This is a genomic window from Brevundimonas pishanensis, assembly GCF_022750635.1.
Lineage (GTDB): Bacteria > Pseudomonadota > Alphaproteobacteria > Caulobacterales > Caulobacteraceae > Brevundimonas > Brevundimonas pishanensis.
This window is the reverse complement of record NZ_JAJKBG010000005.1, coordinates 65,544-82,952: the sequence shown is the minus strand read 5'-3', so window position 1 is coordinate 82,952 and position 17,409 is coordinate 65,544. Positions and strand designations below refer to the sequence as shown.

Below are 17,409 nucleotides of genomic sequence, written 5' to 3'. Positions count from 1 at the left end.
CGTGAATTGCGCTGAAAAGACAGAAGGGGGCTGCCAATGGCAACCCCCTCCCGCAATCGTGACGCTAAGTCCCGTGATTAACGGCGTACGCCCAGTTCGCGCAGCAGGTGCGGCTGGTTGTAGACATTACGGAGGGACTCGGTGATCGCAGCGGTCGAAACCGTGACCGTGCGGTTCAGTTCACCGTCGTAACCGAACGAGCCACCCAGCGAGTGGATGTTGCCGTCGAAGGCCGCACCGATCACTTCACCCTTGGCATTGATGACCGGAGAACCGGAGTTGCCGCCGATGATGTCGTTGGTCGACACGAAGTCATAGACGACATTCTTGTTCACACGGTCGCGGGCCGCCATGAAGCGTTCCGAGGCGTTGTAAGGCTCTGCGCCGGTCTGGCGTTCATACAGGCCGCCGATGTGGGTGAACGGGGTGATGGTCTTGTCACCTTCAGTCCAGCCCTTCACCGAACCGTACGACAGACGAAGCGAGAAGGTCGCGTCCGGATACAGGTTGGTTCCGTAAACGGCGAAGCGGGCCTGTGCGATCTTTTCGGCCGCACGGGCCGACGGGGCCGAGACTTCAGCTTCGTACTGGGCGCGGATGGCTTGGGCAGCGTCATCGTTGTCCAGAACGAACTTCAGCAGGGCATCGTCCGAAGCGGCAATCTGCTCCGGCGTCATGTTCAGGGCTTCGGCGCGGAAGGCCGGATCGGCCAGACGGGTGCCTTCGACCAGACGGGTCGCCAGCGCCTCAGGGTTCTCGGCACCGATCAGAGCCTTCACCTGAGCGTTGTCTGCCGTCAGATATTCGCGGGTCTTGGTCAGCCAGAAGCTGAGGGCGATACGTTCGACGTCGTTCGAGATCGGCACCTCGGTCGACAGACGACGGCCCATGGCAGCGATGTCGGCATCCGAATAACCGGCGCGGCGCTGGTCAGCAGCCTTGGCACGTTCCTTCGAGGCACGAACGATCGAGCGGGCATAGGAATACAGCGACGAGCGTTGGCCCGCTGCGGCTTCCAGTTGGCGGTACGGCAGGTACAGGCGGCGCTGGGTGGCGACGACGGCGTCCATATCGGCCCACGGGTTACCGATGCGCTCGGCCAGTGCCGGATCGGCGGCGACGCGTTCACGCAGTTCGGTTTCCTCGGCGACCTTCTTACCGAAGAACGACGGATCGGTCAGAGCGCCGACCTGGCCGTAGAACACCTTGAAACTGTTCTCGAGGCCGAAGATCGGGTCCACGGTGACGCGGCGGGCTTCTTCGGACGTGGTCGAATACTCGGTCAGACGACCGCGCAGTTCCGAGGACTGGATCAGGGTGATCGGCAGTTGTTGATCGCGCAGTTGCGACAGCTGGGAAACGGTCAGCAGACGCTGGGTCGTGCCCGGATTGCCCGCAACGAAGACGGCCTCGCCTTCCTTCGGAGCGTCGGCATTCCACTTCAGGTGAACCGGCGAGGCGACCGGCTTGCCGTCCTCGTAGGCGCGCAGGAAGGCGGCATCGAGGGCATAGCGCGGGAAGTTGAAGTTGTCCGGATCACCGCCGAAGAAGGCGGCCTGGAACTCCGGTGCGAACACCAGACGCACGTCGTCGTACTTCTTGAACTTGTAGAGCTTGTACTGGCCGCCGCGATAGAAGCTGATCACCTGACAGGTGCGTTTGGTGTCGTCGCCGCAGGCCTCCTTCTGGATCTTTTCGATTTCAGCCGAGCGGGCGCGGACGAACTCGCCGCCGGTCAGGCCTTCACCGGCACCCAGCACACGATCGGTGACGTCAACGATCTCGGTCAGAACCTCTGCGGTCTGGCCCGGGCATTTGCGCTCTTCTTCGCGTGTGGCGGTCATCCAGCCGTTTTTGACGTAGTCGTTCTGGGCGGTCGACAGATCCTGTACGCACGACACCACGCAGTGGTGGTTGGTCAGGATCAGGCCTTCGCCCGAGACGAACGAGGCCGAGCAGCCCTGCAGGCGCACAGCCGACTCACGTACGCGATCCAGCCATGCCTGGTCGATACGGGTGCCGTAGGTCTGGTTTACGGTCTGGGTCGGGAAGTTGTCGAAGGTCCACATACCTTCTTCGGCGCGCGCGGTACCGGCCGGAACACTGGCCATGGCCATAGCCATGCCGATAACGGCCAGCGAGGCCGAGAACGTAACATTACGGCGAAGAGACATAGGGGGCTCCCTCTGGCGACAGCGGCCGGACCCAACGTCGGGTCGCGTGTCGATTTCACTCTAGGGTGGTGATCAACCACACCTTGTAGGCGGCTCCAAGCCCCTAATCCCGAGGAATGTCACACGAAAGCGCCCCCTTACCTCGATTTAACTTGGCCTAAACCCCTCATGCGGTCAGACAGAATTCATATTACCGAGGTCTGTCACCGTATGTCCCTTGCTCTGTCGACGCTGCTATTCGAGTGGCGCAGATACATGGCTGCCGTCATGGCACTGGCCCTTTCAGGGCTGCTGGTTTTGGCCATGACCGGCGTCTTTCTGGGCATCGGCAAGGGCTTTACCGCGCAGATCGAACGCTCGAGCGCCGATCTGATTGTCATGCAACCGGGGGCCAAGAGCCTTTTCGGCGGCCCGTCGGGCGTTCCGCGCCGCTTCATCCCGCAAGTGTACAACCATCCGGAGATCGAGGAGGTCCAACCCTTCGATATGGCGGGCGGCAGCTTCCAGTCGGTCAAGGACGTGGACCCAACCATGTCGCAGGCCGATCGCGCGCGTCAGGGGGCTCCGAAAATGAACTGGGTCTCGACCCAGATCATCGACACCACCCCCGATGCGGTCACCATTCCGATCGACTATTCGCAAGAACTGATCGACGCCCTGCGTCAGCCCTTTACGGTGGCGATGGACGAGACCACCATGCCCAAGCTGGGCGTGAAACTGGGGGACAAGGCGCTTTATAACGGCAAGACCGTGACGGTTGTCGGCGTACTGCGCGGCTATCCCAGCATGATGCAGCCGACCATCGTCATGAGCCGCGACACCCTGCGCATGATGGGTCAGGCCGATACCGGCCCCAACGTCGGTCCACTCATGGTCAAGCTGAAAGACCCCACCCGCGCATCCATCGTCGCCGCCCAACTGAATGAAATGGGCAAGGGCCAGTGGAAGGTGTGGACGCGCCAGCAACTGGCTGACGCCAATGCCACCGCCCTGTTCGAGGAAGGCATCCTCGTCATCATCGTGGCCGGCTGCGCGGTGCTGGGACTCATCATCGGTGTTGCCATCACTTGGCAGACCCTGCGCGGGGCCATCATGGCCAACATCAAGGAGTTCGCCTCGCTGCGCGCCCTTGGCGTCGGCATGGGCAGTCTGCGCCGGATCGTGATCGAGCTGAGCTTCTGGGTCGGCATTGTCGGCGTGGGCGCGGCCATCTTCCTGACGTGGGGGCTCTCGGTTCTGGCGCGTATGGGAGCGGTCCTGATCGTTCTGCACCCCGTTTTGCTGATTATCGTCGGTGCCTTCCTGATCGGTATCGCCATGCTCTCCGGCATTCTGTCGATGGGCATTCTCAAGAAGAGCCAACCGGCGGACCTGTTGCGATGATTACGAACTCTCACGGAAAACACGGCGACGCCGCCATCGAAGCCAAGGGCATCGTCAAGCGCTACAAGTCCGGTCGCGGGATGATCGAAGTGCTCAAGCACGTCGACATCGACGCCAAGCATGGCGACCTGACCATGATCATGGGCCCGTCCGGCTCGGGCAAGTCGACGCTGATCGCGGCTCTTTCGGGTCTGTTGCGTCCCGACGAAGGTTCGGTCGCGGCGCTGGATCGCCCGAACCTGTGGAAGCTGTCGGGCGGCCAGATCGACAAATTCCGCCTCGACCACTGCGGCTTCATCTTCCAGGGCTTCAACCTGTTCCCGTCGCTGACGGCGCTGCAGCAGGTGACGACGGTTCTGAAGTACCAAGGCCTGTCGCCCGATGCCGCCAAGGCCCGCGCCAAGCTCGCGCTGGAAGAAGTGGGTCTGGGCCATCGCCTGAACCTGCGTCCCGCAGCCCTGTCGGGCGGCGAGAAACAGCGCGTGGCAATTGCCCGCGCCCTCGCCAAAGACCCGCAAATCCTGTTCGCGGACGAGCCAACCTCGGCGCTGGACGGCGAGAACGGCCAGATCGTTATCCGCCTGCTGCGCCGCGCCGCGACCGAGCACGGGGCCGCCGTTATCTGCGTGACGCACGACCCGCGTCTGGAAGCGTGGGCTGACCGCGTCATTCACATCGAAGACGGGGTCATCATCGACGACCAGCGTCGCACACCCAATCCCGACGCCGCCCTGGCTTCGCACTGACCTTCTTTCTGGAACGAACCATAATGCCCGCTTTTTTGAAGAATAAATGGCTCTGGATCGGCCTGATCCTTCTTGTCATCGTCGTGCTCGGCTTCGTGGTCGTCAGCGGCCAGAAGGCCAAGAAGGCTGAACAGGCCAAACAGGCCGCCGTGAAGGTCGAAAGCCCCTACGCCGCAATCGCCAACGGCAAGATCGACGTGGAAGGCGGCATCATCCAGATCGCTGCCCGTCGTGGCGGCGTGGTTCGCGAAGTCTATGTGCAGGAAGGCGACATGGTCACGACCGGCCAGATTCTGGCCCGTCAGGAAGACGACGAGCCGCGTCTGTCGCTGCAAACCGCCAACGCCGATCTGGTCAGCGCCCAGAGCCAGCTTCGCCAGCTTCAGGTCGACATCAATGCAGCCGAGCGCGAGTTCGCCCGCATGGAACAACTGGCTGCAACCAACTTTGTGGCCGCCCAGCGTCTGGATCAGGCGCGCGATACGGTTGCCACCGCCCGTGCCCGCTACGCCTCCCAACAGGCGGTGGTGGAAACCACCCGCGCCCGCCGCGATCAAGCCGCCTATAACGTCGAGCTGACGGTCATCCGTTCGCCTGCCAATGGCCGCATCGTGCGCCGCTATGCCAACCCGGGTGCCGGTGCCTCGACCCTGAACGTATCGAACATGTTCGATCTGGAACCCGAAGCCCCGCGCATCGCCCGCGCCGAAATCGTCGAGGCGGACATTCCGAACGTCACCACAGATCAACAGGTCGAAGTGACCCCGGAAACCGACCCGTCCAAGGTCTATGTCGGCAAGGTGCTTCGTCGTGCGGCTGTATTCGGTGCCCGCAAATTGGCGTCCGATGACCCGTCGCAACGTACCGACGAGCGCGTGGTCGAGGTGGTCGTCGATGTCGGCGACGCACCGCTGCTGATCGGCCAGCGCGTACTGGTCAAATTCATGAAGCCCGGCGAAACCGCCGGTGCCAAGCGCGAAGCGGCAACAGGCGTACCGGCCACCCGGTCGATGCAGCCCGCAACCCGCCGCTAGGCTACGGTGTGAAAAGCAAAAGGCCCGCCAGTCCGGCGGGCCTTTTTTATGGTCTCACTGACCCGAAAACTCGCCAGGTCGTTTCTCCAGAACGGCCGTGACGCCCTCGATGTGGTCATCGGTCAGATGGGCCAGCGCCTGCATGGCGGCGCTCATTTCCAGTACCTGATCGAAATTGGCATCGCGCCCCTGACGCAGCAGGGTCTTGCCCATGCGCAGAGCCTGCGGCGGTTGGGCCGCAATCTGGCGGGCTGTGGTCATCGCCTCATCCATCAGGGTGTCGTGCGTCACCACGCGGTTGACCAGCCCCCATTGATCAGCCGTGGCCGCGTCGATGCTGCGCGCAGTGAACAACAGTTCGGCGGCGCGGTTGTAGCCGACATTGCGCGGCAACAGCCACGAGCCGCCATCGCCCGGGATGATGCCCAACTTCATGAATGGAATGCCGAAACTGGCCCTGTCCGAAGCGATACGGATATCGCCCAGACCGGCGATGTCGCAGCCCAGCCCCATGGCCGGACCGTTCACAGCCGTGATCAACGGCACTTCCAGCCCATACAACGAGCGGACAATGCGGTGGACCACGCGGCGATAGCGCTCGCGGATTTCGGCACCGCTTCCTGCAAACAGGTCGCGGCGCTCCTTCATAGCCTTGAGATCGCCGCCCGCCGAGAACGCGCGCCCTTCGCCGGTAAGCACGACACAGCGCACAGAAGGGTCCGCATTAACCCTCTCACACAGGTTGGCGACTTCGTCTCCATCAGTCAGGTCCGGAAGGGCGTTCAGTCGCTCGGGGCGGACGAAGGTCCAGATAACGATCCCGCCTTCACGCTTTTCCTCGATAAGGGCCACGCCACAACTCTCCTGCAAAAACATCCGAAACGCGGGTTTGTGTCAGGACGCGGCCCAGAGCAAGTGCGACACAGCTCTGAAATGACAAAACCCCGGCCTGACGACCGGGGTTCAAACGTTGGATCAACGGTCTCGCGACTACGCGCGCGCCTTATTGATCCTGATGGGCACAAAATTCGACGGGTGGCTGATCACGCGATCACCGGCACCGTTGACGTGCTTGGTGTTTACAAACATGCCGCCAAACAATGCAAAAGACATCATGGCGTGTTGGAGTTTACGGTTTTTATCGTTCATTTTGAGCGCCTTCCTTTCGTTGAACGAGAAAGAAAGACACGCTTGCTTTTTGGGACTCTCACCCTGTGAAGTCAGTTCGTGTCAATGCAGCCTATATATACCCACGGTTGTGAAAGTCAACACAAATTAGTCTGGACTCGGAACATATGTCGCCACACTGTCACAAAAGCGGTTCAAAATGACCGAGGATTCGACACCATCGCGCTCGGCTCCCCCACGCGCCGTCTCGACGCCTTGTGTGATGGTGTGCGCTGTTGACGGCGCTTCCGGCCTTTGCCTGGGGTGTTACCGAACCCTCAAGGAAATCGCCGAATGGAGCCGCCTGCCGGAAGAGGAGCGGGTGCGACTGATGGCCGAACTGCCTTCCCGGGCCGAAAGGATCGATCCGGCGTTGCGCTGAGAACGGCGGTCCGGCATCAACCTTTTGTTCGCCACGTCGGTTCACAACATGGGAACCCCCAACTGTCAGGATCACCAACATGATCCGCTTCGACTCGCGTTCACTGGTTGTATTTCTGGCCGCCGCCATCACCTCGCTGGGGTGTGTCGGTGCCCTGCGCATGGCCTATAGTGCCGAGCAGGAAAACAGCCCTGTCCTCATCGTTCCGCTGTCGCAGAGTTCGGCTACGCCTATGGCTGCGCCGGCGATCCTGCGGGCCGAGGACGGTCACTACTGGGCCGACGCCTCGATCGAGGGGCGTCAGATGCGCATGTTGGTGGATACCGGTGCCAGTCTCGTGACCCTCAGCCGTCGCGATGCCCGACGTCTCGGCGTCATTCCGCACGAAAGCGAGTTCTCGCAAACCCTGACGACTGCCGCAGGTCCGGTGCGGGCCGCCCCCATCGTGCTGCGCCGTATCTCGATTGCGGGCGTGCAGATGAAGGACGTCGATGCAGTGGTTATCGACCGCGATCTCCCTGCCCCGCTGCTGGGCATGAGCTTCCTTGGCCGCCTGTCCGCCTTCGAGGCGCGGCCCGACGGGATTGTCCTGAAAGGCTGATCAGCGAGGACCGAACGGGACGACCTTGTTTTCGCGGTCGTGACCGATGTCGGCGCTTCCCAGATACTCGATCCCTGCCCGTGCGCACCAGTGGCGGGCAATCTCTTCGGCGGTCATACCGAAGTCAGGATCATTCTCGGTCACGTCCGAAACGCGGCCCATGCGGATACCGGCACATTTGCGGATCGAGGCCTGCCCCGTCAGGTGGAACATCATGCGGTCGACGCGGTACATGGCCTCGGAAACTTCTTCCAGCATGATGACATGGCCGCTCAAATCCGGCTCGACATCCGTGCCCACCAGCTGATCCAGAATGGTCAGATTAAAAGCCACAGCGGGACGGCGGTCTTCGAGCAAACTGGGCTCCAGCGAGGCCGCGTCGCCGTTACGCAGCCAGTTCACCGCACGCAGACCGGTGAGGTCATTGCGCGAGCCGTCCGCCGCCATCGGACCATGCGCAACCGTGCCTATGCCTGCCTTGTAGAGCGCAGCCAGCAAGGTGCCGACGTCGGAATAGCCAAGGTAACGTTTCTTGCGGGCGTGCTCGTTCAGATGCGGGATCACCGCCTCTGCGATACGGCACGAGCCATAGCCGCCGCGCGCAAACCAGATCGCATCCAGCGCCGGGTCATTGGCATATTCTATCAGCGCCTGCGCCCGCGTCGCGTCATCGCCACCGAAATGCCCGTGCATCTCATACAATGACGGATGCATCACCAGTTCGACCTCGCCATCCGGCCACATACGCTGTGCCCATTCGGTGATCGCCTGCCCCCGCTCGGGCGCGAGACGGGAGCTGGTGTTGACCACCCCGATACGGAAAGTTTCGCTATGCATAGGTCAGGGCTGGTCTCAGGCGACTGAAGTGCTAGTCAGGCAGGAAGACATTCCTCGTATTCGTGCATCAAAATCAAGCCGATGAACAAAGACTATTATTTCTGTGGCATCGGCGGCTCGGGCATGATGCCGCTGGCTCTCATCATTCAGTCTCAGGACAACCGCATCAGCGGCTCTGACCGCGCACTCGATCAGGGTCGTACGCCCGAGAAGTTCGACTGGCTGCGGGCGCACGGCGTGGGCCTGTTTGCGCAGGACGGCTCGGGCGTTACTTCGCCGGACCAGACCGTGATTGCATCCGGTGCTATCGAGGACACTGTACCCGATATCGCAGCCGCCAAACGCGTAGGCGCGAGCATCCTGACCCGCCCCCAGTTCCTCAGCCAGCTGTTCAACGCCAGCCCCGTTTCGATCGGCGTTGCGGGCACCAGCGGCAAATCGACGATTACCGGCATGGTCGCATGGATACTGCATCAGGCAGGCCGCAAGCCCACTGTGGTCAACGGCGCGGTGATGAAGAACTTTGTCACCGACGACCAGCCCTTCGCTTCGGCACTGGTTGGCGGTGCGGACAACTTTGTCGCAGAAGTGGACGAGTCCGACGGATCGATCGCCCGCTACAACCCGACGGTGGCGGTGGTGTCCAACATCTCGCTGGACCACAAATCCATGGAAGAGTTACGCGAACTGTTCGGTGGCTTCGTAGGCCGTGCGCAGACCGCCGTGTTGAACCTCGACAACACCGAGACTGCGGCGCTGGCCCAACAACTTCAGGCCAACGGCACCTCGCGCGTCATCACCTTTGCACTGGGCGAGGGAGACGCCGACATCGCCGCGCGCGCCATCCTGCCCCTGGCGGACGGTATCCAGTTTGAACTGATCACGCCGGAAAATACCCGCACCGTGCGCCTGAAGGTTCCCGGCGCGCACAATGTGGCCAACGCTATCGCAGCCATCGGCGCGGTTACGGCTCTGGGCGTTTCGGTGGCGGATGCGGCCACCGCGCTGGAAAGCTTTGAAGGTATTCGCCGCCGTTTGGAAACGGTCGGCACATCGGCTTCGGGCATTACAGTCATCGACGATTTCGCCCACAACCCCGACAAGATTTCCGCCACCCTCAAAACCCTGCACGCCTTTGACGGCCGCCTGTTGGTGATGTTCCAGCCGCACGGCTTTGGCCCGCTGAAGCTGATGAAGCAGGAGTTCATCGACACCTTCGCGACGCTTCTGAAGCCCGACGATATCCTGATTATGCCCGAGCCGGTCTATTACGGCGGCACGACCGACCGCTCGGTGAGCTCCCAGCACATCGCCGAGGGTATCCGCAGCGCGGGTCGCCGTGCCGAAGCCCTGCCCGACCGGGACCAGTGCGCAGATTTAATCGTACGCGAGGCCAAGGCTGGTGACCGTATTTTAGTGATGGGTGCCCGTGACGACACCTTGTCGCACTACGCCGCGGAAATCCTGTCCCGCCTGTAGTTTCGGCGATTCCTTCGTGGAGCATTTCCCACGCTGGAGAATTTACTATTGCAAATCGTTCGCAGCTTGTGGCAAGGCCAAGGGGTGAACGAGAATGCTGATATCGTAGAGCCCGCAAAGGCCCGCCCGACGGCGGCTCCCAATGCGCGTCGTGCCTTCTGGCTCAAGCAACTGCACAGCTGGCACTGGATTTCGGCTGCGGTCAGCATGGTCGGTATGCTGCTGTTCGCGATCACCGGCATCACGCTCAACCACGCGGCGCAAATCCCTGCGAAGCCCGTGGTCAAGGAGACGACGGCAGAGATGCCGGCCCCGCTGGTCGAACGCCTCGCCGCCTTTCCCGACGAAACCACTGACCCTGCTCCCGATGTGATGGTCCGCTGGGCCAAGGACGCCTTTGACGTCAACATCGCGGGCAAGCCGACAGAAACCACCGCCGAGGAAATCTATGTGGCCCTGCCCATGCCGGGTGGCGACGCATGGATGACGCTGGACCGGACCACCGGCGAAGCCGTCTATGAAAAGACGACGCGCGGTGCTGTCGCCTATCTGAACGATCTCCACAAAGGCCGTAACAGCGGCGTCGTCTGGTACTGGTTCATCGACATTTTCGCCGTGGCCTGCGTGATCTTTACGCTCACCGGTCTGGCGTTGGTCTGGCTGCATGCCCGAAGCCGACCGTCCTCGTGGCCATTGGTGGGCCTTGGCCTGCTGATCCCCGTCATCATCGCCCTGTTGTTCATTCACTGACGAGTATTCCCCATGCGCAAGCTTCCCCTCGTCCTGACCACCGCTGCAATGACTGCCGCCGCGGCACCGGCCATGGCCAATAATCTGACTGTCTCGGTCGAACTGCCGCGCATCGCCAGCGCCTCCTATCACCGCCCTTACGTCGCGGTTTGGATCGAGAATCCCGACCAGACGATGAACCGCTCGCTCGCCGTCTGGTACCAGCAGACCCGCAACGCCGAGGGTGACGGTAAGGACTGGCTGAAGGACATGCGCACCTGGTGGCGCAAGGGTGGCCGCGCCATCAGCCTGCCCGCGGACGGCGTATCGGGCCCGACCAAGGCTCCGGGCCGTCACACTGTCAGTGTTTCGGCCTCGCGTCTGCGTAATCTGCCTGCCGGCAACTACACCATCGTCGTCGAAGCCGCCCGCGAACTGGGTGGCCGCGAAGTTGTACGCGTTCCTTTCCGCTGGGGCGGCCCGACCACGGCCAATGCTTCCGGCTCTTCCGAACTGGGCGCCGTTCGCGTCGCCGTGACCCGCTAAGGATCTGATGATGAAAAAGACCCTCGCACTGCTGGCCCTGACCGCCGCACTCGCCGCCCCGATGGCGGCTCAGGCGCACCGCGCATGGATCGCCCCGACTTCGACGGTTCTGTCGGGCAATGACGCATGGGTCGGCTTCGACGCCGGCATGTCCAACGTCGTGTTCCAGCCGGACCACGCAGCCATGCGTTTCTCGGACCTGCAGATCATCGCGCCGGATGGCTCCAAGCTGGAAGCCAAGAACTCTGCGACGGGCCGCTACCGTTCGATGTTCGACATCGAGCTGAAGCAGGAAGGCACTTATCGCGTCGCCAACGTCGCGCAGGGCTTCATGGCCATGTACGAGCAAGGCGGCGAGCGTAAGCGCTTCCGCGGCAGCGAAGCGGACTTCGCAACCGCCATTCCGGCCGATGCCACCAATGTTCAGGCTTCGCGCACCTTTACCCGCACCGAAACCTTCGTGACGCTGGGCAACCCGAACGAGACCGCTCTGGCCCCGACCGGCCAAGGTCTGGAACTGGTCCCCGTATCGCACCCGAACGACGCGGCCGAAGGCGAAGCCTCGACCTTCAAACTGCTGCTGAACGGTCAGCCTGCTGCCAATGTCGACGTAACCATCGCCCGTGAAGGTCAGCGTTACCGCACGGCAACCGAAGAAGTCGCCACCAAGACCGCCGCTGACGGCACCTTCTCGGTGACGTGGGCCGCTTCGGGTCTGCACTGGATTGGTGCCTCGGTCCGCACGGACGGTGCAAACGGCCAACCGGGCACCAACGCCTCGTACAACGGCACGATCGAAGTCCTACCGTAAGCATGAAGCGCTCCAGTTCCTCCCCTGCCCCGATTGTCATCGGCGATCCGGTCGCCAACGACTTTGGTGAAAACCGCGTGCTGATCCCGGCCGTGGCAGGGGGACCGGAGCGCCCGCCCAGTGATCTGGTCTGGTCGCTGGACGGCACCAGCATGGGAACCACCTGGCAGGTGCGGTTTGTACCGCCGCCGGGTGGTGACCTGCAGACCTTCCGCACGGCCATCGAGGACGAATTGGCGCAGATCATTGCCCTGTTCAGTCCGTGGGTCGCCGACAGCGAAATCTCCCGCTTCAACCGCGCCGCAGAAGGCTTTGTGCCGCTTTCCGACGACTTCTGGGAACTGCTGATCGCGTCTCTGGAGTTGGCGGACGACGTGAACGGCGCTGTTGATCCGACGCTCGGGGCGCTGGTGGATTTGTGGGGCTTTGGCCCGCCCGGCCCGCGCCCAGCCCTACTGCCAATCCCGTCGCAAAACGACATCGAGGCAGCACGCTCGGTCTGCGGCTGGAACAGGCTGCGTCTCAACCGCGAACAACAGGCGGCGCTGCAAATCGGCGGAATGAAACTCGACTTCTCCGGCATCGCCAAAGGCCATGCCGTAGACCGCGTATCGGATCGTCTGACTGCGCTGGGTGCAACCTCGCATCTGGTCGAGATCGGCGGCGAGTTGAAAGGCGTGGGCGTAAAACCCGATGCCCAGCCTTGGTGGGTCGAGATTGAAGCGGTCGAAGGCTCTCCAGCACCGCGCACCGTGGCGGCCCTCTATAATCTGGCTGTTGCGACCTCGGGCGACTGGCGCCGCACCTTCAGTCACAACGGAACGGCCTATAGCCATACCGTCGACGGCTCGACGGGCCGCCCCGTTTCCAATCAGCTTGCGCAGGTGACGGTCTTTGACGCGCTGGCCATGCGTGCTGACGCCTTTGCCACGGCACTGACTGTCCTGGGTCCGGTCGATGGATTGGGCTTTGCCCAAGCAATGGGTCTGGCGGCCCACCTTGTAGAGCGTACCGAGCGCGGACTGGTCGAGCACTACACGCCCGCCTATGCCGCCATGATGGAGGAAGAGGCTTAAAGCCCTTCGATATCGTCCGTGACCCATAGCCCCCTGCACTGGATCTGTGCCGCTATCTGTGTCGGCCTCTGGCTGGCTCTCGTTGGCTGGACCATTGTGAAGGTCAGGCGCGAACTGGCCGCTGTAACGGCTCGTGCGGCAGCCTTGGGTCAAACGGCAACCGACACCGTTCTGATCGCCTACGCCAGCCAGACCGGCACGGCCGAGGAACTGGCATGGCAGAGCGCGCAGGCCCTCTCCGATGCCGGCACCGCGGCACGGCCGGTTCCCCTGTCAGAACTGGATGACGTTGCACTAAAGTCCGCCCGGAAGGTCTTGTTCATCGCATCCACGACCGGTGAAGGTGATGCCCCTGACAATGGCTCAGGCTTCCTGCGTCGCCAGATGACGCACAGCGCCGCCCTGCCAAACCTGCGCTTTGCTGTGCTGGCGCTGGGCGACAAATCCTATGATCGCTATTGTGCCTTTGGCCGCCAGATCGACGCATGGGCGAGCGATAGCGGTGCCAAACCCCTCTTCCCCCGCATCGAGGTTGATAACAACGACCCTGCCGCACTGACCCTTTGGCAGCAGCAACTGGCGGAAATGGCAGGGACCGAGAACCTCTACGCATGGGTACCCGCCGCCTATGATCGGTGGCAGTTGGTTCGCAAGGTGCACCTGAACCCCGGCAGTCCCGGCGGCGAGGCGTGGCATCTGGTTTTCCAGCCCGTCGGCCACTCGCCCAAATGGGAAGCCGGTGACATCGCCGAGTTCGCCCTGCCTTCAGATGCTGTAGGCGAGCGCGTGACGCGCGAATATTCCCTCGCCTCGGTCCCTGCCGATAACGGGGCCGAGTTCTGTGTGCGCCTGATGACCGCGCCGGATGGAAGCTATGGTCTGGGGTCAGGCTGGCTGATCCGCGACCTTGCTCAAGGCGATGTCGTCGACATGCGCATTCGCCCGAACCGCAGCTTCCGGCCTGCTCCGTCCGCAGCCCCGATTATCCTGATTGGTAACGGCACCGGCATCGCGGGCCTGCGCGCCCACCTGAAAGTCGAACGCAAAGGTCAGGCTTGGTTGCTGTTCGGCGAGCGCACCCGTGCCCATGACGACTTCTTCGGCGAGGAACTGAAGGCCATGCAGGCCGCAGGCATACTGGCCCGCATGGATCAGGCATGGTCACGCGACGAAGGCGATGGCCGCTATGTCCAGCACCTGATCTCAGAGAACGCCCGCGACATCGAGCGCTGGATTGATCGCGGGGCCTATATCTTTGTCTGCGGCAGCCTGGAGGGCATGTCCAAGGGCGTTCACGCCGCGCTGGAAACCGTGCTGGGCGAGGAGCGACTGCAGGGCCTAACCGACGCCGGACGCTATCGCCGCGACGTCTATTAAACCTCGGACCAGCGCCGCAACAGGTTGTGATAGACGCCGGTCAGTTCGATGACGGCCTGATCTTTCGGCCCGCGTTCAATGTTCAAGCGCTGAATGGCCACGTCCATCCGGAACAGGCTTTCGCGGTCTGCATCGTCGCGGATCAGGCTCTGTAGCCAGAAAAAGCTGGAGACCCGTGCCCCGCGCGTCACAGGCGTAACTCGGTGCAGGCTCTTGGACGGATAGAGCACCATATCGCCCGCCGGCAGTTTGACGCTCTGTTCGCCGTACATCTCCTCGATAATTAGTTCGCCACCGTCATAGTCTTCAGGCTCGGACAGGAAGAGGGTCGCCGAAAGGTCGCTGCGGATGCGCACATTGCCGCGCTGGCGGATGGCGTTGTCGACGTGGGTGCCAAAGTTTCCGCCGCCCTCATAGCGGTTGAACAGGGGCGGAAAGACCGTGTGCGGAAGCGCCGCCGACATAAACATCGGGTTGGCATAGAGGGCTTGGGTGATAATGCCCTGTACCTCGCGCGCCTCGGCGCTGTCTTCGGGAAGCTGATGGTTCTGCTTGGCTGTGGCAGACTGGTGACCCGAGGTCATATTGCCGTCCGCCCACGGACCGCGATCCAGCACAGCGCGAAGGGCCTTCACCTCGTCTTTGGAAAAGACGGCAGGGATATGCAGCAGCATGGCGAAACTCACTTCCTCAAGGCAATGACCCTGCCATCCATTGGATGACAGGGCCACTGTTCAGGTCATTGGTGGATATCAGTAGCGCAGGTTCAGCGTCAGCATGGCCGAGCGGCCCGGTGCCACGTCGGCATGGTGCACACCGTTCGTGCGCATGATGTAGCGCTCGTCGCCGACATTCTTCACATTCAGGGTCAGCGAGGCCGTGTCGTTGATGTCGTAAGTGCCCATCAGATCGACGCGGGTATATTCCGGCGCATAGACGCGATTGGTCCCGCCGCCCGCACCGTTCTGGTTACCGCCCCACGACTTCGACACATAGTAGACGCCGCCGCCAACCGTCAGCTTGGGCAGCAGGCGGTAGGTGGTGAACAGGCTGACCGAATGTTCCGGCGTGTTGGCCAGTTGCTCGCCGATGACAGTGCTGTTGTAGGCCCCCTTCACCAGTTCGGAATCCTGCCAGGTGTAGCCGCCGAAGACCTGCCACTTGTCGGTGATGTTGCCCGACGCCGATAGCTCGACGCCCTTGACCTCGACCTCGCCGGCTTGCTCGTAGATGTTCGGAGCGACGAGGATTTGCGCGTTCTCGCGCGTCAGTTGGAAGGCCGCGACACCGAGCGCAAGCCGGTCGTCGAACAGGGTGGCTTTGGCACCGATCTCGAAGCTCTCAGTATCTTCCGGCTCCAACAGCGTGCCGGCCAGATTGCCCGAGCCGACGCCCGTGGTGTTCTGGTCACCGGCAGAGATGGTCGGCGGGGTCGAAGACGTGGCCCACGACGCATAGACGCTGGAGTTCTGCGTCGGCTTATAGACGACGCCGACCTGATAGTTAGTGAAGGACCAGTCGCCACCGTTCACGGTATAAACCGGAGCTGTCAGGGTGCCCGACGCGTCCACCCCGTCGACCGAATAATCGTCATAGCGGACGCCAAGGTTCAGGATCAGCTTTTCGCCGATGTTGATGGAGTCGAACGCATAGACCGCCAGCGTATCGGTCGAATTGCGCGAGACGAGGCTGCGCTGGATCGTGCCTTGCCAGCTATCCGACGTGTTCGGTGCATAGAGCGGCGTGCAGTCGTAACCCGTCAACGGTGCCGGGCAGGCCGAGCCGCCGGTGGTGGTGATCGCGTAGGAGGCGTTGCGGTTCTTCTCTCGCGACAGCTCCACCCCTGCATTGAAGTTGTGCGTGATATTGCCGTGCTCGTACGAGCCCGTCAGGTCGGTGACGTTGGCGACGGTGCGGGTCGGGTTCCAGCGCGACTTGTTACCGCGCTTCATCCACCACACGCCACCGACATTGGCCACGCCGCCATTGGTGACATTGCCGCCATCGCCCGGATTGGTGACGACGTAGTCGTTCAGCGTTTCCGAATAGCGGGTGACATTGCGGATGCGCAGGTTGTCACTGAAATCATGCTGGAAGATGGCGGTGAAGGTATCGACCTTGTTTTCCAGATAGTCGCGGTCCTTGACCCCGTAGAAGGCATCGCGCGGGACATTCAGCACGCCGCTCTCGTCATCGCGCACGCCCGTCTTGGTGAACAGCGGCAGGCCGTAATCCGGCATCTGGTTCGAGGTCAGATGATAATAGCCGACGGTGAAGGTGGTGTCGGTCCCCAAACCCGCAGCAAAAGCGGCCGAGAGGCCCCACTTGTCGTAATCGACGCTGTCACGTCCGGCGACATCGCCCTGTGCGCCCATAATGTTCAGGCGAAGGGCGGCGTTGTCGCTGATCCTATAGTTGGTGTCGATGGTGCCGCGCAGATAGGCGTCGGTTCCGGCTCCCAGCGAAACGTGGGTGAAGTTGTTTAGACGGGGCTGTTTGGTGGCCAGATTGATGCTGCCACCGCCAGAGCCACGACCCGAGTAAACAGCGTCCGGCCCCTTAACGACTTCGACCTGTTCCAGATTGAAGACTTCGCGCTGCTGACCCCCACTGTCGCGCAGGCCGTCGACGAAGATATTGTTGCCCGACGCCTGACCGCGGATGATCGGGCGATCGGCCAGAGGCTGGCCGCCCTCGCCTGCGCCCAGCGTAATGCCCGGCGAGTTGGCAAGGACATCCTGAAGCGACATGGCTCCGGTCTGCTCGATGACCTGCTGCGGGATCACGGTCACAGCGCGCGGGGTATCCACCAGCGGCGCGACAAACTCCGGACCGGTGGGCTCGCGGCGGACCTTACGACCATGCACGTCGATGGTGCCGAGATTGGTAGCATCCTGACTGACCTCGGCAACGACAACGCCCTCGTTGGCTTCGGCCAGTACGGGGGTCGAACCCAGAATACCGGCTGCGCCTCCGGCCATAAACAAAGCCTTGATTGCGAGAGCGCGGGAGTCGGTCATCGGGGGTCGCCTTTGAGTAACAATGAGAGGCGCTCGCAATAGCACAG

17 protein-coding genes are annotated in these 17,409 nt (G+C 62.4%); 11 read left to right on the top strand and 6 right to left on the bottom strand.

Annotated elements, in window-relative coordinates:
• Positions 1–77: 77 nt before the first annotated feature.
• The gene (locus tag LOX95_RS10705; RefSeq protein ID WP_242914474.1) at positions 78–2,174 is read right to left on the bottom strand and encodes a S46 family peptidase; all 2,097 of its coding nucleotides are present in this window, start codon (positions 2,172–2,174) and stop codon (positions 78–80) included.
• 210 nt (positions 2,175–2,384) lie between these two features.
• On the opposite strand from LOX95_RS10705, the gene LOX95_RS10700 reads away from it, so the two are divergent.
• The 3 genes from LOX95_RS10700 to LOX95_RS10690 are packed head-to-tail and all read left to right on the top strand — an operon-like array spanning position 2,385 to position 5,337.
• Positions 2,385–3,557 (top strand): ABC transporter permease, encoded by a 1,173-nt coding sequence (locus tag LOX95_RS10700; protein ID WP_242914473.1) that lies wholly within the window; start codon positions 2,385–2,387, stop codon positions 3,555–3,557.
• Entirely contained in the window at positions 3,554–4,303 is a 750-nt protein-coding gene (locus LOX95_RS10695; protein ID WP_242914472.1) for an ABC transporter ATP-binding protein, read from the top strand. The genes LOX95_RS10700 and LOX95_RS10695 overlap by 4 nt, the downstream gene beginning before the upstream one ends.
• Positions 4,304–4,326: 23 nt before the next feature.
• Positions 4,327–5,337, top strand: a complete 1,011-nt coding sequence (locus LOX95_RS10690; protein ID WP_242914471.1) for an HlyD family secretion protein — start codon at positions 4,327–4,329, stop codon at positions 5,335–5,337.
• 54 nt (positions 5,338–5,391) lie between these two features.
• On the opposite strand, the gene LOX95_RS10685 is transcribed toward LOX95_RS10690, so the two are convergent.
• Positions 5,392–6,189, bottom strand: coding sequence for a crotonase/enoyl-CoA hydratase family protein (locus tag LOX95_RS10685; RefSeq protein WP_242914470.1), 798 nt, complete (start codon positions 6,187–6,189; stop codon positions 5,392–5,394).
• A gap of 138 nt (positions 6,190–6,327) precedes the next feature.
• On the bottom strand, positions 6,328–6,486 hold the full coding sequence (locus tag LOX95_RS10680) for a hypothetical protein (RefSeq protein ID WP_242914469.1): 159 nt from the start codon (positions 6,484–6,486) through the stop codon (positions 6,328–6,330).
• Positions 6,487–6,664: 178 nt separating this feature from the next.
• Here LOX95_RS10680 and LOX95_RS10675 point away from each other — a divergent pair, with 178 nt between their 5' ends.
• Complete coding sequence (locus tag LOX95_RS10675; RefSeq protein ID WP_242914468.1) at positions 6,665–6,886, top strand: DUF1289 domain-containing protein; 222 nt, start codon at positions 6,665–6,667, stop codon at positions 6,884–6,886.
• A 79-nt stretch (positions 6,887–6,965) separates the two neighbouring features.
• Complete coding sequence (locus LOX95_RS10670) at positions 6,966–7,487, top strand: retropepsin-like aspartic protease family protein (RefSeq protein WP_242914467.1); 522 nt, start codon at positions 6,966–6,968, stop codon at positions 7,485–7,487.
• Here the strand turns inward: LOX95_RS10670 and LOX95_RS10665 are convergent, their stop codons facing one another.
• The gene (locus LOX95_RS10665) at positions 7,488–8,324 is read right to left on the bottom strand and encodes an LD-carboxypeptidase (RefSeq protein ID WP_242914466.1); all 837 of its coding nucleotides are present in this window, start codon (positions 8,322–8,324) and stop codon (positions 7,488–7,490) included. It abuts the gene before it with no gap.
• Positions 8,325–8,405: 81 nt separating this feature from the next.
• Between LOX95_RS10665 and LOX95_RS10660 the strand changes: the two genes are divergently transcribed.
• The 6 genes from LOX95_RS10660 to LOX95_RS10635 all read left to right on the top strand — a co-directional run bounded on the left by LOX95_RS10660 (position 8,406) and on the right by LOX95_RS10635 (position 14,342).
• Positions 8,406–9,803 (top strand): UDP-N-acetylmuramate--L-alanine ligase, encoded by a 1,398-nt coding sequence (locus LOX95_RS10660; RefSeq protein ID WP_242914465.1) that lies wholly within the window; start codon positions 8,406–8,408, stop codon positions 9,801–9,803.
• A 102-nt stretch (positions 9,804–9,905) separates the two neighbouring features.
• The gene (locus tag LOX95_RS10655; RefSeq protein ID WP_242914850.1) at positions 9,906–10,553 is read left to right on the top strand and encodes a PepSY-associated TM helix domain-containing protein; all 648 of its coding nucleotides are present in this window, start codon (positions 9,906–9,908) and stop codon (positions 10,551–10,553) included.
• 12 nt (positions 10,554–10,565) lie between these two features.
• Positions 10,566–11,078, top strand: coding sequence for a DUF2271 domain-containing protein (locus LOX95_RS10650; protein WP_242914464.1), 513 nt, complete (start codon positions 10,566–10,568; stop codon positions 11,076–11,078).
• Between the two features lie 10 nt (positions 11,079–11,088).
• Positions 11,089–11,889: a DUF4198 domain-containing protein gene (locus LOX95_RS10645; RefSeq protein ID WP_242914463.1), complete on the top strand. Its 801-nt coding sequence runs from the start codon at positions 11,089–11,091 to the stop codon at positions 11,887–11,889.
• 2 nt (positions 11,890–11,891) lie between these two features.
• Positions 11,892–12,965, top strand: coding sequence for an FAD:protein FMN transferase (locus LOX95_RS10640; RefSeq protein ID WP_242914462.1), 1,074 nt, complete (start codon positions 11,892–11,894; stop codon positions 12,963–12,965).
• 18 nt (positions 12,966–12,983) lie between these two features.
• Positions 12,984–14,342: a flavodoxin domain-containing protein gene (locus tag LOX95_RS10635; RefSeq protein WP_242914461.1), complete on the top strand. Its 1,359-nt coding sequence runs from the start codon at positions 12,984–12,986 to the stop codon at positions 14,340–14,342.
• Here LOX95_RS10635 and LOX95_RS10630 read toward each other — a convergent pair.
• Together LOX95_RS10630 and LOX95_RS10625 are read right to left on the bottom strand one after the other, a co-directional pair.
• Positions 14,339–15,016: a Fe2+-dependent dioxygenase gene (locus tag LOX95_RS10630; RefSeq protein WP_242914460.1), complete on the bottom strand. Its 678-nt coding sequence runs from the start codon at positions 15,014–15,016 to the stop codon at positions 14,339–14,341. The genes LOX95_RS10635 and LOX95_RS10630 overlap by 4 nt on opposite strands.
• Before the next feature lie 78 nt (positions 15,017–15,094).
• Positions 15,095–17,362 carry a TonB-dependent receptor gene (locus LOX95_RS10625; protein WP_242914459.1) on the bottom strand — a complete coding sequence of 756 codons (2,268 nt, stop codon included), beginning with the start codon at positions 17,360–17,362 and terminating at the stop codon, positions 15,095–15,097.
• Positions 17,363–17,409: the final 47 nt, after the last annotated feature.

What these genes read in the sequence shown, in the direction of transcription:
- LOX95_RS10705 (WP_242914474.1), bottom strand. Translation starts at nt 2,174, where the DNA reads ATGTCTCTTCGCCGTAATGTTACGTTCTCGGCCTCGCTGGCCGTTATC.
- LOX95_RS10700 (WP_242914473.1), top strand. Translation starts at nt 2,385, where the DNA reads ATGTCCCTTGCTCTGTCGACGCTGCTATTCGAGTGGCGCAGATACATG.
- LOX95_RS10695 (WP_242914472.1), top strand. Translation starts at nt 3,554, where the DNA reads ATGATTACGAACTCTCACGGAAAACACGGCGACGCCGCCATCGAAGCC.
- LOX95_RS10690 (WP_242914471.1), top strand. Translation starts at nt 4,327, where the DNA reads ATGCCCGCTTTTTTGAAGAATAAATGGCTCTGGATCGGCCTGATCCTT.
- LOX95_RS10680 (WP_242914469.1), bottom strand. Translation starts at nt 6,486, where the DNA reads ATGAACGATAAAAACCGTAAACTCCAACACGCCATGATGTCTTTTGCA.
- LOX95_RS10675 (WP_242914468.1), top strand. Translation starts at nt 6,665, where the DNA reads ATGACCGAGGATTCGACACCATCGCGCTCGGCTCCCCCACGCGCCGTC.
- LOX95_RS10670 (WP_242914467.1), top strand. Translation starts at nt 6,966, where the DNA reads ATGATCCGCTTCGACTCGCGTTCACTGGTTGTATTTCTGGCCGCCGCC.
- LOX95_RS10665 (WP_242914466.1), bottom strand. Translation starts at nt 8,324, where the DNA reads ATGCATAGCGAAACTTTCCGTATCGGGGTGGTCAACACCAGCTCCCGT.
- LOX95_RS10660 (WP_242914465.1), top strand. Translation starts at nt 8,406, where the DNA reads ATGAACAAAGACTATTATTTCTGTGGCATCGGCGGCTCGGGCATGATG.
- LOX95_RS10650 (WP_242914464.1), top strand. Translation starts at nt 10,566, where the DNA reads ATGCGCAAGCTTCCCCTCGTCCTGACCACCGCTGCAATGACTGCCGCC.
- LOX95_RS10645 (WP_242914463.1), top strand. Translation starts at nt 11,089, where the DNA reads ATGAAAAAGACCCTCGCACTGCTGGCCCTGACCGCCGCACTCGCCGCC.
- LOX95_RS10640 (WP_242914462.1), top strand. Translation starts at nt 11,892, where the DNA reads ATGAAGCGCTCCAGTTCCTCCCCTGCCCCGATTGTCATCGGCGATCCG.
- LOX95_RS10630 (WP_242914460.1), bottom strand. Translation starts at nt 15,016, where the DNA reads ATGCTGCTGCATATCCCTGCCGTCTTTTCCAAAGACGAGGTGAAGGCC.
- LOX95_RS10625 (WP_242914459.1), bottom strand. Translation starts at nt 17,362, where the DNA reads ATGACCGACTCCCGCGCTCTCGCAATCAAGGCTTTGTTTATGGCCGGA.